The sequence below is a fragment of the Shewanella zhuhaiensis genome, assembly GCF_022484835.1.
GTDB lineage: Bacteria > Pseudomonadota > Gammaproteobacteria > Enterobacterales > Shewanellaceae > Shewanella > Shewanella khirikhana.
Map to the genome: position 1 here is coordinate 251,950 of NZ_JAKUDL010000005.1, position 13,855 is coordinate 265,804.

Here is a 13,855-nt window from a genome sequence, read left to right on the forward strand (position 1 = left end):
ACCGAGGTAATAAGCCGGGCTTATTACTTCTTGTCGTCTTTCACTTCTTCGAATTCGGCGTCAACTACATCGTCGCCACCGGCATTGCTGGAAGACTGACCCTGGGCACTGCCCTCGGCGCTCTGGGCCTTGGCCTGAGCGATTTCCACCAGCTTGGAAGAAGCTTCAATCAGTGCCTGAGTGGCCTTGTCGATGGCTTCTTTGTCGTTGCCTTTTACAGCCACTTCAACATCGGCGATGGCGGCGTCAATCTTGGCCTTGTCATCGCTGCCGAGGGCTTCACCGGCTTCTTCAACCTGCTTCTTGGTCGCGTGTACCAGACCATCAGCCTGGTTACGGGCCTGAGCCAGCTCTTCGAATTTCTTGTCTTCGTCAGCATGGGCTTCGGCGTCACGCACCATTTTTTCAACTTCTTCGTCAGACAGACCAGAAGAAGCCTTGATGGTGATCTTCTGCTCTTTACCGGTCTTCTTATCTTTGGCAGACACGTGCAGAATACCGTCGGCGTCGATGTCGAAGGTTACTTCAATCTGTGGCATGCCGCGTGGGGCAGGCTCAATGCCTTCCAGGTTGAACTGACCCAGTGACTTGTTGGCGCTGGCCTGCTTACGCTCCCCCTGCAGCACGTGAATGGTCACGGCGCTCTGGTTGTCATCGGCAGTAGAGAACACCTGGCTTGCCTTGGTAGGAATGGTGGTGTTCTTTTCAATCAGCTTGGTCATCACGCTGCCCATGGTCTCGATACCCAGAGACAGAGGGGTCACGTCAAGCAGCAGTACGTCTTTCACGTCACCGGCCAGTACACCCGCCTGCACGGCAGCACCCACGGCCACGGCTTCGTCAGGGTTTACGTCCTTACGAGGCTCTTTACCGAAGAAGTTGGTTACCGCTTCCTGCACCTTTGGCATGCGGGTCTGACCGCCAACCAGAATCACTTCGTTGATGTCAGACACAGACAGATCAGCATCGGCCAGGGCCACTTTCAGCGGCTCCAGAGAACGTTGAATCAGGTCTTCAACCAGCGATTCCAGCTTGGCACGGGTCACCTTAACCACCAGGTGTTTTGGACCTGTGGCATCGGCAGTGATGTACGGCAGGTTCACTTCGGTCTGGTTGGTGCTGGACAGCTCAATCTTGGCCTTTTCAGCGGCTTCTTTCAGACGCTGCATAGCCAGTGGATCGTTACGCAGATCCAGGCCCTGCTCCTTCTTGAACTCGTCGGCCAGATAGTTGATCAGACGGTTGTCAAAGTCTTCACCACCGAGGTGAGTGTCACCGTTGGTGGCCAGTACTTCGAAGGTCTGGTCGCCATCGTTGTTGTCGATTTCGATGATAGAGATATCGAAAGTACCACCACCGAGGTCATACACGGCAACTATGTTGTCGCCCTGCTTCTTGTCGATACCATAGGCCAGTGCCGCGGCAGTTGGCTCGTTGATGATACGCTTTACATCCAGACCCGCGATACGGCCGGCATCTTTGGTGGCCTGACGCTGGGCGTCGTTGAAGTAAGCAGGAACTGTGATAACCGCTTCAGTCACTTCTTCACCGAGGAAGTCTTCAGCCGTTTTCTTCATCTTTTTCAGCACTTCGGCAGACACCTGCGGAGGTGCCATCTTCTTGCCGCGGCTTTCCACCCAGGCATCACCGTTGTCAGCCTGAATGATTTTGAATGGCATGATGTTCACGTCGCGCTGAACTTCGTCATCTTTGAAACGACGACCAATCAAACGCTTGATCGCGAAGAAGGTGTTGGTTGGGTTGGTCACGGCCTGACGTTTTGCAGGCTGGCCTACCAGCGTTTCGTCTTCAGTAAACGCAATGATGGAGGGCGTAGTGCGATCGCCTTCAGCGTTTTCAATCACTCGCGCCTTGCCGCCATCGAGCACAGCTACACAAGAGTTGGTTGTGCCGAGGTCGATACCGATAATCTTACCCATGGAGTCCTCCAAAAAATCTTTTAAATGCAGTAATTCGTTGCTTGGTTTTGGATATGGGGCCGCGGTCTGAACTTTTCAAGTCCCGCATGATGCTCGCCACATCTCGTCCTTAACGCCTATATTGGGTCGGTCTTTTCGATTACAAGGGGCGAATAAAAAATTTTGATCCTTTTTGCAAAATTGATAGCCGAAAAGCGTATAATGCATGCAATCGAAGCGTCAGTGGCCATGCCATTGACAACGTTGTCTCGGTTCACAGGAACACTATCGTTGAAAACCTCAAGTTTGGCCTATGTTTACGGTATGGCTGCCGTACTGCTATGGTCCACGGTTGCCACGGCCTTTAAGTTGGCACTGGCGCACTATTCGCCGCTGCAGCTGCTGTTTATTGCCGTCATCAGCTCCATCTGTGCCCTTGCCGCCATTTTGGGATATCAGGGCAAACTGTCATTACTCAAGCGCCAGTTCAAAATGCGGCCGCTGTTTTATCTGCAAACCGGGCTGCTCAACCCCTTCCTCTATTATTTGGTGCTGTTTAAAGCCTACGACCTGCTGCCCGCCCAGCAAGCCCTGTCGCTCAATTACACCTGGGCGATTTTATTGCCGCTGCTGGCAGTGCCGCTGCTTGGGCAAAAGCTGCGAAAGACCGACTTGCTGGCAGCGCTTGTGGCCTATGGCGGCGTGTTTGTGATTGCCACCGGTGGCAGTCTGGGTGGCTTTTCGATTGAGAAGCCCACAGGCATGCTGATGGCGCTCACCAGCACTGTGCTCTGGTGTCTGTACTGGATAGTGAATACCCGCGATAAGGGCGACCCTGTGGTGAGCTTGCTGCTCAGCTTTATGGTGGGCCTACCCTTTGTGACCCTGGCAATGCTGGCCACGCAGGGATGGCCGAACTTTAATCCTCAGGGATTGGCGGCCGCTGTCTATGTGGGTCTGTTTGAAATGGGCGTCACTTTCGTGCTGTGGCTGATGGCGCTGAAAACCGCCGAGCGCACCGCCAGCATCAGTACCCTGGTGTTCCTCTCGCCTGTGCTGTCGATTGGCTTTATCGCGCTGATCCTGGGCGAAGCCATTAAAGCCTCAACCTTTGTTGGGCTGGCGCTGATTCTGTTCGCGCTGGCATTGCAACAATTGCTACCACGGCTTAAAAATACCGCCAAGACGCCGCTCAGCAGTTAGGGAAGGTGCGAACAAGTCGTCGCACAGCTCTGGCTTTGATAGCGGCGACAGTTTAAGGCATTCAACTGAAGACGCGGCTTACAGCGGTATCTGCGACGTTACAGTTCTTGCGAAGTCTTGCGAAGGACTAGGGCCATTCACCGCGAACTGTGCCTTGTACCTATCCACGGTAAGCTCACGCAGAGCAAGCACGGGACTTATTCACACCTTCCTTAAGTTCGCCCATTAAAAAAGCCCCTCAATGGGGCTTTTTTAATGTTGGAAAACCACTTACAGCTTGTTGATGTCGACTTCGCCTACACCCACATCCACCGCCAGACGGCCCTGACCACCGGCATTGGCCTGATAGCTGGCACTCACCATGGCGCGCTCAACTTCAACGTTTTGGCCATTGTGGCTGAAGCTCACATCACCCACACCCGAGTGCAGCGAGATATCGCCGTAATCGTGGCTGTGATTCACTTCCACTTCGCCCACACCCAGGTCGATTTCGACGCTGTTATCCAGTCCGTTGGTTTCGATGCGGCCCACGCCCATGTCCACATTGATGGCAGCTGAGGCCGGAATGGAGATGCGCCAGTGCTCTTTCACATCGTCGTTGTCGTTAAGACGCAGCGTCAGCTTCTTGCCTTCGGTGAGTTTGGCGTGCAAATCCACATCGCTTACATCCTTGCGGCCACCGAAAAACAGGAAGCCATCATTGGAAGGCTCAACCCTCACTTCAATCTGAACTTGCTGAGTATCGGCGGCTACTATCTCCACCTCACCCACGCCCACATCCAGGGTCAGGGTTTCGCCCTGATAATCAAAACTCTGGGTCAGGGTTTTATCGGCAGCAAACGCAGGTACGGCTAATAACAGTGCAGTCAGGGTGGCTGTGGTCAGTGCTGTTCTCATTTTGATTCTCCTTGAAACGCGGAACTCTTTAGTTGTCTAAAGGTTGAGATAGCAAAGAGAATGCCAAAATTTATATCCTTATTTTTCAACACGATAAAATTGGCGCAGCGAAAGATGAGTTTCCAAGGCCTCAGCTATTAGTGAATTTCACCATCGACTTAGCCATTCAGACCATACGAGGTTGAAAACTTCCGTTAACAGGTTTATAACTTGAAACCTCAAGTGCAAAGGAGCGCGCAAGAGCATGAGTCTGGTTATTGACGGCAAACCCCTGTTCCACCTTTCTCCCAGGGCCGAAATTCGCTTTCGTTACACGGCCTTACTGGTGTGTTTGTTTATGCTCGTGGTGGACCATTATTACGGCAATGTATTCACCACCACCGCAGTGCTGATGTATTCCATGTTTCTGTTTCCCGCCATTTACCTGAACCGCTATGTACAGCTCAGGTACTTCGCCCACGCCCAGGATCCAATCATTGCCTTTCGAATTATGTCCATTGCCATCATTATCGGCATGGTTATAGTTTGGAGCATCGCAATTGTGGATTACATCGTCGACCCGCCGGTCTTCCCCAAAGAAGAAAGACTTAAAGAGCTGATGGGTGATCAATACGTGCCGCCGAAAAAACCACGATGATAAAAAGACAATAAAAAAAGCCGCTTGATGCGGCTTTTTTAGTGGCTATTGGTTATCAGTGATTGCCACTGCGGCTGTTGGTTCAGCGGCAGGTGTAGTCGCCGATGGCGAGCCACTTGTAGGTGGTCAGCGCTTCCAATCCCATAGGCCCTCTGGCATGCAGCTTCTGAGTGCTGACCGCTACTTCGGCGCCAAGGCCAAACTGACCACCATCGGTAAAGCGGGTCGAGGCATTGACATACACGGCCGACGAATCCACCTCATTCAGAAAGTGGGTAGCGGCGGCCAGATTGTCTGTAAGAATCGCCTCTGAGTGCCCGGATGAATAGCGGCGGATATGGTCGATGGCGGTGTCTATATCAGGCACTACCCGCACCCCCAGAGTCAGCGACAACCACTCGGTGCCAAAACTCTCCTCGGTGGCGGCCTGGGCCGTCATCCCGGCGGATCCGAGGACGCTCAGGCTTTGCTCACAGGCCACCAGCTTCACACCTTGCTGCTGCAAAGCCTTGGCAAGCTGCGGCAACCAGTCGAGTTTATCCTGATGGATAAGCAGGGTATCCAGCGCATTACACACGGTCGGGCGCTGAACCTTGGCATTGATAATCACATCCGCTGCGCGGCCGGTGTCGGCATCCTTATCCAGATACAGATGACAAATACCAATCCCACCCAGAATAACCGGAATGGTCGCCTGCTCGGCGCACAGGCGCTGCAGTCCCTGGCCGCCTCGGGGCACTATCATGTCGACATATTTATCGAGTTTCAAAAGCCCGGTCACCAAAGCACGGTCTGGATTATCAATCAGTTGCACGCAATCTTGTGGCAGTCCTTGCTGACTCAGCCCCCGGCGGATAGCCGCAGCCAGTGCCAGGTTCGATTCACGGGTTTCCTTACCGCCACGCAAAATGACCGCATTACCGGTTTTCAGCGCCAGCACCGCAATCTCCACGGTAACATTGGGGCGCGCCTCGTAAATCACCCCAATCACCCCAAGGGGTACCCGGCGGCGACTGAGGCGAATACCGTTATCCAGCAAGCGGTTATCAAACTCTTCACCCACAGGATCGGCAAGGGAAATCACATTGTCGATATCGGCGATAATAGCATTAAGCCGCGCCTCATCCAGCAGCAGCCTGTCTATCATGGCATCGTTGAGCCCGGCTTCGCGGGCAGATACCACATCACGGCGATTTGCCGCCAAAATTGTGCTGCTGTCGGCGCGAAGCTCAGCGGCAATAGCCGCAAGCAGCTGATTTTTAGCTTGAATGCCCAGATTTGCCAGCGCAAAACCCGAGGTTTTGGCCGCCTGACCCAGTTGTTCCAAATACGCTTGTTGCTCACTCATCAGCGCTCACCTCCCGCCAATACCACCATATCGTTGCGATGCACGGCGGCATCGCCATAGTCATAGCCAAGCAGCGGCTCAATATCATCGGAGTGCTTACCTGCAATGGCGCTAAGCGCCCTGGCCTGATAGCGGGCAATGCCCCTGGCAACCACCCTGCCCTCGGGGCTTAGCAGCTCCAGGGTATCGCCACGCTCAAACTCACCTTCCACCGACACAATGCCCTTGGCCAACAGACTGCGGCCTTTACTTGTAACGGCAGCCACGGCGCCGGCGTCCAGATGCAGCCGTCCCTTGGCTTTAGGACCGGCTAAAATCCACTGTTTACGGCTCTCAAGCGGACTTTCGATAGCAAGAAAACGGGTACCAACCGCCTCTCGGCTGGCGGCCTTTTGGATCACTTCCGGATGATGACCGGAGGCGATAATCACTTCGATACCGGCACGGCGGGCGATATCTGCCGCTTCAAGCTTGGTGGCCATGCCGCCGGTGCCAAGACCGGACACAGAGCCGCCAGCCAGCAAACGCAGGCTGTCGTCAATGTGCTGCACTTCCGGAATAAGTCTGGCGTTGGGCTCTTTGCGGGGATCGGCATCAAAGAGGCCTTTTTGATCGGTAAGCAACATCAGAAGGTCGGCATCGCACAAGAGCGCAGCCCGGGCCGACAGATTATCGTTGTCGCCCACTTTGATTTCGGTGGTCGCCACCGCATCATTTTCATTGATGATGGGGATAATTCCCTGCGCCAGCAGCGCATTGAGGGTATCGCGGGCATTGAGATAGCGCTCGCGGTCGTGCAGATCCGCCCGGGTCAGCAGCAGTTGGCCCACATGCAGGCCGTAGATACTGAACAGTTGCGACCAGGCGAGAATGAGCTGGCTTTGCCCGACAGCGGCCAACAGCTGTTTGTTGGCCATGGTGTCGGGCAGAACCGGGTATCCCAGATGTTCACGGCCAGCAGCAATGGCACCCGAGGTCACCAACACCACTTCCACACCTGACTTCATCAGCGCCGCCATCTGTCTGGCAAGCTCCACCATATGCGCCTTATCCAGCGATTTGCTGCCGGAGGTGAGCACACTGGTTCCCAGTTTTACCACTACCCGCCGGTAGCCCTGCACACTCGAGTTCATCTTGATCCATGTAAAAAAGCCGAACTCACCTTATACCCAAAGCAACCACCCTTGCACAACGGCGCCGATGGATATTTGCCACAAAAAGCACTCATGTTGAAAAAACACACAAAAAAAGGGCCATACATTGTATGACCCTTAATCTGTTAAGCAGCCCGGGGGCTATCAGGCAAAAGCGAACTTCGCCAGGAACAGCAGCGCCAGCACCACCACGCCTACATTGAGGTCGCGGAAGCGACCACTGAGCGCCTTGATGGCGGCATAAGAGATAAAGCCAAAGGCAATACCCGAGGCAATCGAGAAGGTCAGCGGCATCAGCAGACACACCACCACCACAGGGGCAGCTTCGGTGATGTCTTCCCACTCTACGTGCACCAGACCAGACATCATCAGAATGGCCACATAGAACAGGGTACCTGCGGTGGCATAAGCCGGCACCATGCCCGCCAGCGGCGAGATAAACAGCGCGGCCAAAAACAGCAGTCCCACCACCACGGCCGTCAGACCGGTGCGGCCACCGGCGCTCACGCCAGCGGTACTTTCAATGTAACTGGTGGTCGTTGACGTACCCAGCGCAGCACCAGCAATAGTGGCCACACTGTCGGCAGTCAGGGCGCGGTTCAGACGTGGCAGACGGCCCTTGTCATCAAGGAAACCACCACGTTGGGCCACAGCCACCAAGGTGCCGGAGGTGTCAAACAAATCCACAAACAGGAAGGCAAACACCACCGACAGCATGCTCACTTCGAGCACGGCAGAGAGGTCCATCTTCATAAAGGTGGGGGCAATGGATGGCGGCGCGGCAACCAGACCATTGTATTGGATATCACCGAACAGCAGCCCCAGGCCGGTAATGGCGAGAATGCTTAAGATAACCGCCGACTTCATGCCGCGATTTACCATAGCAATAATCAGGAAGAAGCCCAGTACCGCCATCACCGCCGGGAAGGCTTTGATATCGCCCATGGTCACCAGAGTTGCCGGGCTTGCCACCACAATACCGGCACTTTTCAGGCCAATCAGGGCGAGGAACAAGCCAATCCCGGCAGCAATACCAAGACGCAGCGACATGGGAATGGAATTCACAATCCACTCGCGAATACGTACCAGCGACAGGATCAGGAAGCAGACACCGGACATAAACACGGCGCCCAGCGCGGTTTCCCAGCTGTAACCCATCTCACCCACTACCGTGTAGGTGAAGAAGGCGTTCAGGCCCATGCCGGGTGCCAGCGCGATGGGATAGTTGGCCATCAGGCCCATGATCAAACAGCCGATAGCGGCCGCAAGACAGGTCGCCACAAACACGGCGCCGTGATCCATACCGGCGTCGGCCAGCATCATGGGATTGACGAAAATAATGTACGCCATCGTCAGGAAGGTCGTTAACCCCGCAACCACTTCCTGCTTCAGAGTCGTTTGATTCTCTTTGAGTTTAAAGATTTTTTCTAACATGGAACCGGGTTCCTTGATCTTGTTTTAATAATGGGTATCAGAGCGAATGTAAAAATGCCTTAACATTTTATTCGCGGCAGATTATAGGGACTTTGGCCTGGTCAGGCCAGAATAAAACACCAAAGCGAGGTGGGACCCAGCATGCAATCGAATGCGCAAATTAGCGGCTGTGGTTGCAATGGATAAAAAAAAGCCTGCTCAATGAGCAGGCAAAGACATGTTTCAAGCGTCCCGGATGGGAAAAGAATTACCGCGCTAGCGGAAAAACCTGGTATGTCGACAGATGCGTATCAACATACAACTTGAGTCCAAAAAGTACCCCAAGGGGGTAACACAAAGGTTGATGGATGATGGAAACTACTTAGGGAAGGGGTAGTTAAACCCTTGAACCGCCATTAAGGGGACGATTAACCCTTGAAGTTCATGGTGTACAGACCACCGCGCAGCAAAGTTGCGTTAAACCAGGTGTTCTGCCAAACGAATGCGTTTTTACCAGTGTAAGACATAGTCATAAGCTCCAAATTAACAAGTCAGTAAGTACTCTAGCGAAGCTTGGCTCGGTTCCCTGGAGCTAGAGATTCTCATATCCGTGGAGACAACTTGTCACTCGGTTCCCTGGAGAGGTATCCATCCTGGATTGACTAGAGGTGACGGGCATCTTGCCCTGTCAACGAGAGCAAGTATAGCTAACTGTAGTTTTATTACAAGCATTATTTGATAAATTTTTTATTTTGACGATTTTCTGTAATTTTATTACACATTAATTCTGGGGGTATTTGTGATGAACTTCCAATAAAAAAGCGGAACGCCAATGACATTCCGCAATTTTTCAACAAGTTATAAATTGCGTAATTATTTTGTAATGTAATGACACATTACCGCCAAAGGCGATGCTGTTGGTTTACCGTACACAGGATCCCCTTCTGTGGCACTGCCGGCGATGTCCAGATGCACGTAAGGCAGGGGCTTATCGCTGCCAAGCCCATGTGCCTCAAGGCCCGAGGCGCGGATAAGAAACGCCGCCGGGAACTGATGGCCGCGGGCTGTGACAGACGAAGGCGCATTGTTGGATGACAAAATGTCCGACGCGCCAGACACATCTTTAATCTTGTCAAAGTCTTCCCGGCGCAGCCTGGAGACTTCGAATGGCTCCCCCATGTTGTCACCCAACATGGCAATCTGCCCTGCCACTCCGCCGCTGTGAGCCACAGAGTTGGCCACCGCCGCCGGATAACCGCCGTAGGCGCGCACCACATGGCCGGTCAGTGTTGCTACCGAGAAGATCTCAGGGTTGATGGCGCTAAGCGCCTTTTGCCGCAGGTGGCTTAAGATATCGGCCAGGACCAGACGCCCCTCGGCATCCGTGTTGCCAATCCGCACCCGCACCCCGGCGTGGCTTGGGATGATTTCATCGGTGACAAAGGCCTCTGAGCCAATGCTGTTACGCACCAGCCCAAGTTCGGCAATCACCCGAATACCTTTGGGTTTGAGTAGCGACAGAGTTTTCATCAGGCCTGCAACGGCAGCAGCGCCGCCCTTATCACGGCTCATGCCTGCCATGGCGCCGCCAATTTTCAGATCGGCGCCGCCGGTGTCGTACACCACGCCTTTACCGGCAAACAGGAAGGTGCGCTCTATCTCGCCCTCGCCCACGTATTCGAGTTTCACGACTCTGGGCTGATGACGACCCACCCCAAAGGAGGCACGGCCCACGGCGCTCAAAAGCGGATAGTCGCGCTCCAGTTCGTCACGGCCTTCAATCACCCGGGTGTGAATATCAGAGCCAGCAAAGGCTTTAACGCAGTAATCGGCAAACGCGGGCGCCGACATACGCTCAGGCTCGGTGCCGCACAGGTCTCGGGCGAGATTGCGGCCAGTTTCGAGGGCGCTGGCCAGTGTGGCGAGCGACTCATCGGCGCCATAAAGGCCAATGGTTTCAATGCTGCAAAGGGCAGCGCCCTGCTCGCGGGCTTCAAGGCTGGTCCATAATTCCTGACCACAGCCAAGGGCGGCGGCCAGCATGGCTTCAACTTTATCGTCACGGCCAAACACCGCCAGCAGTGGCCGGGTGGCACCGGCATCTCTTGCCATGGCAATGGCGCTGCGGGCGGCCTGGGTGACAGAGCGTACGTCGTCATAATCGCCATAGCTGCTGCCGATGGGAGCGTAAATCAAGCGGCCACCGGCGAGGCCCGGTGCCAGCAGTAAGGTGGTGGTCTTTCCCACCCGCTTGTCGATACTGGCGGCGTGACCTGCCAGCAGACGTACTTCATCGAGGGAAACTGCATCCAATGAAGGGCTAAGCACCACGAGGGCATCGAAGCCCTCACCGGCGAAGATGCCATTTTCATCCTGTTCAACAACAAATTGTGCCTGAAACATGACCCGTCCTATTGTTTTGATTGTGTATTGCAAGGCTCGGCTGATTATTCCTGCAAACAGCATCATTTGCCACCCGCAGCACGGCCTTTCGCTGGAAACTTTGGCTTCCAGTCCAGCCCCTTTTCACCATCCACCCGACGCCGACTCTGTGGTAAACTCGGCGCAATCAGGGGCGCACAGCGCCCAGTCATGACAAAAAAAGCCGGGAGTATTCCGTGACTGCTATTAATCAGCTCTACCCTCAGCCTCTGTGGCAGTGGTTCGAACAAATCTGTGCCATTCCCCATCCTTCCAAACACGAAGCAGCTCTGAGCCAGCACATTCAGGCATGGGCCCGCGATAAAGGCCTGCCCGTTGTGGAAGATAAAGTCGGCAACCTGATTATTCGTAAAGCCGCCACTCCCGGCATGGAAAACCGCAAGACTGTGGTTATTCAGGCGCATATCGACATGGTGCCGCAGAAGAACAACGACAAGGTACACGACTTTACCAAGGACCCCATTGAAGCCTATGTGGATGGTGAGTGGGTTAAGGCCCGCGGCACCACCCTTGGCTCAGACAACGGCATTGGTATGGCGTCGGCCTTGGCAATCCTCGGCAGCGATGACATTCCCCACGGCCCACTGGAAGTGCTGCTGACCATAGACGAAGAAGCCGGTATGACCGGCGCCTTCGGCCTGGAAGCCGGTTACCTGGATGCCGAAATCCTGATTAACACAGACTCTGAACAGGAAGGTGAGATTTACATGGGCTGCGCCGGTGGCGTAGACGCCGAAATCACCCTGCCCATGGTATGGGAAGCCCCGGCCGAAGGTTACAAGAGCTTCGCGCTGAACCTGTCTGGTCTCAAGGGTGGTCACTCAGGGGTGAACATTCACCTTGGCCGTGGTAACGCCAACAAGCTGCTGGCCCGCTTCCTGTTTGAAAACGTCGAAGCCCTGCAACTGGAGCTGGCCGATTTCAACGGCGGCTCACTGCGTAACGCCATTCCCCGCGAAGCTGGCCTGACCCTGATGGTACCGGCCGAGCACGAGCAAGGCTTGAAAGACGCCGTCAGTGCCTTCGAAGCCCTGGTGCGTGAAGAGCTGGCCATTGCCGATCCCGGCGCCGTACTGACCCTGACCGAAGTGGCCGAGCCCAAGCGGGTGATGAGCGAGCACAGCCAGAACACCTTTATCGACCTGCTGAACGCCTGCCCCAACGGCGTGATGCGCATGAGCGATGAAGTAGCCGGTGTCACCGAAACTTCGCTTAACGTGGGCGTTATCACCACCAGCGAGCAGGATGTGAAAATCCTTTGCCTTATCCGCTCGCTGATTGACTCTGGCCGCACCCAGGTTGAAGGCATGCTGATTGCGCTCTCTAACCTCGCTGGCGCTGAAATCGAGCTCTCCGGCGCTTACCCCGGTTGGAAGCCGGACAACAGCTCGCCCGTGATGGCCATCGTCCGTGAAACCTATCAGGACATCTACAACAAGGAGCCGGTGATCATGGTTATCCACGCCGGTCTCGAGTGCGGCCTGTTCAAGAAGCCCTACCCCGAGATGGACATGGTTTCCATAGGCCCCACCATCCGCTTCCCACACAGCCCCGATGAGATGGTGAACATCGAAACCGTGGGCCAGTACTGGCAGTTGCTGCTGGCAGTGCTTGAGCGTATTCCTGAAAAGGCCTGAGCCTTAAATTAACCAAATAAAAAGGGCGACTCTTGAGTCGCCCTTTTCTTTACCTCTCAGCACAGCGTTGGCGCTATATGGCCTAGCCGCTCACCAACGCCTTCATCAGGCTGCGAAGCCAAATCAGCGCCGGATGTCCACCAAGCGCCGGGTGCCAGACGCAGTTCAGGTGATAACCGGGCACATCCTCAGGTAGTTGAAGCCGCTTCAGCGGCCAGTGTTCGGCCAGCAAATCTGCCACCTTTTTGGGCAGCACCAATACATAGTCGCTTCGACATACAATCGATGCCGCCGACATATAGCTTTGGCTGTTCACCGAAATGCGCCGCGATAAGCCCTGGCTCCCGAGCCAGCTATCGAGCCGGGCTTCTGAGGTGCCAAGGGGCGAGTGAAACACATGGGCCATGCCGATAAGTTCGCTAAGCGCCATCTGCTCGCCAACGCCGGGTAAGTCTTTTCGCACCAAACCTGCCAGCGGCTCGGTGAGCCAGGTTTCTTTGCCAAGATAGGCCGGTACCTGCATATATTCATCAAAGCCCAACACCAAATCGATTTCGCCGGAGGCAAGCTCCGCCTCCGGCAGCCTATCCCGCAGAATACGAATTTCGATGCTCACCCCAGGAGCCAGCTCGTTGAGGCGCTGCATCAAAGGCGGCATCAGCACGCACTCCACATAGTCAGTGGTACACAGCACAAAGCGGCGCCGCGAGTTTTCGGGCTCGAAGGCTTCTTCTTCGCTGAGCTGCTGCTCCAAAAGCCTAAGCGCCTGACGTACGCCACTGTGCAGATGCTGTGCCCGGGGCGTGGGCACCATCCCCTGCGGAGTGCGCACCAACAGCTGATCGCCAAAGGCGGTGCGCAGTCTGCCCAGAGCATGACTCATGGCGGGCTGACTGATAAACAGCGACTCGGCAGCGCGGGTCACACTGCCCTGGGTCATCAGGGCGTCAAAGGCAAGCAGCAGATTCAGGTCGAGTTGATGCAGTTTCATGACCACTATTCGCGATATTTATGGGCACATACATCTTATTCATTTGTTGTATGGCTGCGCAACTTCTTACACTGTCTCTACTCAATCATCGCCAAAAAGGCTGGCGCTTTTTTGGGATGTTCGAGGCTAAAATTAAAACCATTACACTGCTTAACCATTCAGTGGTGTAACCTGACGGCTTAAACCCGTTTTCTCCATGATCGGCCCTGTGGTG

The 13,855-nt window shown here is 54.8% G+C and carries 10 protein-coding genes; 3 read left to right on the plus strand and 7 right to left on the minus strand.

Annotation, left to right across the window (positions count from 1 at the left end; all coding sequences use genetic code 11):
- Positions 1 to 23 precede the first annotated feature (23 nt).
- Positions 24 to 1,940 (minus strand): molecular chaperone DnaK, encoded by a 1,917-nt coding sequence (dnaK, locus tag MJ923_RS15090; protein ID WP_240591812.1) that lies wholly within the window; start codon positions 1,938 to 1,940, stop codon positions 24 to 26.
- A gap of 270 nt (positions 1,941 to 2,210) precedes the next feature.
- On the opposite strand from dnaK, the gene MJ923_RS15095 reads away from it, so the two are divergent.
- The gene (locus tag MJ923_RS15095) at positions 2,211 to 3,122 is read left to right on the plus strand and encodes a DMT family transporter (protein WP_240591813.1); all 912 of its coding nucleotides are present in this window, start codon (positions 2,211 to 2,213) and stop codon (positions 3,120 to 3,122) included.
- Between the two features lie 270 nt (positions 3,123 to 3,392).
- Here MJ923_RS15095 and MJ923_RS15100 read toward each other — a convergent pair whose 3' ends face one another.
- Positions 3,393 to 4,019, minus strand: a complete 627-nt coding sequence (locus tag MJ923_RS15100; RefSeq protein WP_126167681.1) for a hypothetical protein — start codon at positions 4,017 to 4,019, stop codon at positions 3,393 to 3,395.
- A gap of 244 nt (positions 4,020 to 4,263) precedes the next feature.
- Between MJ923_RS15100 and MJ923_RS15105 the strand changes: the two genes are divergently transcribed.
- Complete coding sequence (locus tag MJ923_RS15105) at positions 4,264 to 4,656, plus strand: hypothetical protein (RefSeq protein ID WP_126167682.1); 393 nt, start codon at positions 4,264 to 4,266, stop codon at positions 4,654 to 4,656.
- A gap of 82 nt (positions 4,657 to 4,738) precedes the next feature.
- Here MJ923_RS15105 and MJ923_RS15110 read toward each other — a convergent pair whose 3' ends face one another.
- The 4 genes from MJ923_RS15110 to MJ923_RS15125 all read right to left on the minus strand — a co-directional run bounded on the left by MJ923_RS15110 (position 4,739) and on the right by MJ923_RS15125 (position 10,974).
- A complete protein-coding gene (locus MJ923_RS15110) occupies positions 4,739 to 6,004 on the minus strand; it encodes a glutamate-5-semialdehyde dehydrogenase (RefSeq protein WP_240591814.1) in 1,266 nt (421 codons plus the stop codon).
- The gene (proB, locus tag MJ923_RS15115) at positions 6,004 to 7,137 is read right to left on the minus strand and encodes a glutamate 5-kinase (RefSeq protein WP_240591815.1); all 1,134 of its coding nucleotides are present in this window, start codon (positions 7,135 to 7,137) and stop codon (positions 6,004 to 6,006) included. Before proB ends, MJ923_RS15110 begins: the two co-directional genes overlap by 1 nt.
- 165 nt (positions 7,138 to 7,302) lie before the next feature.
- Positions 7,303 to 8,592 (minus strand): NCS2 family permease, encoded by a 1,290-nt coding sequence (locus MJ923_RS15120; RefSeq protein WP_126167685.1) that lies wholly within the window; start codon positions 8,590 to 8,592, stop codon positions 7,303 to 7,305.
- An 852-nt stretch (positions 8,593 to 9,444) separates the two neighbouring features.
- Complete coding sequence (locus MJ923_RS15125; RefSeq protein ID WP_240591816.1) at positions 9,445 to 10,974, minus strand: M17 family metallopeptidase; 1,530 nt, start codon at positions 10,972 to 10,974, stop codon at positions 9,445 to 9,447.
- 215 nt (positions 10,975 to 11,189) lie between these two features.
- Between MJ923_RS15125 and MJ923_RS15130 the strand changes: the two genes are divergently transcribed.
- Positions 11,190 to 12,650, plus strand: coding sequence for an aminoacyl-histidine dipeptidase (locus tag MJ923_RS15130; protein ID WP_011760628.1), 1,461 nt, complete (start codon positions 11,190 to 11,192; stop codon positions 12,648 to 12,650).
- Positions 12,651 to 12,732: 82 nt separating this feature from the next.
- Here MJ923_RS15130 and MJ923_RS15135 read toward each other — a convergent pair whose 3' ends face one another.
- The gene (locus MJ923_RS15135) at positions 12,733 to 13,641 is read right to left on the minus strand and encodes a LysR family transcriptional regulator (protein WP_240591817.1); all 909 of its coding nucleotides are present in this window, start codon (positions 13,639 to 13,641) and stop codon (positions 12,733 to 12,735) included.
- Positions 13,642 to 13,855 lie beyond the last annotated feature (214 nt).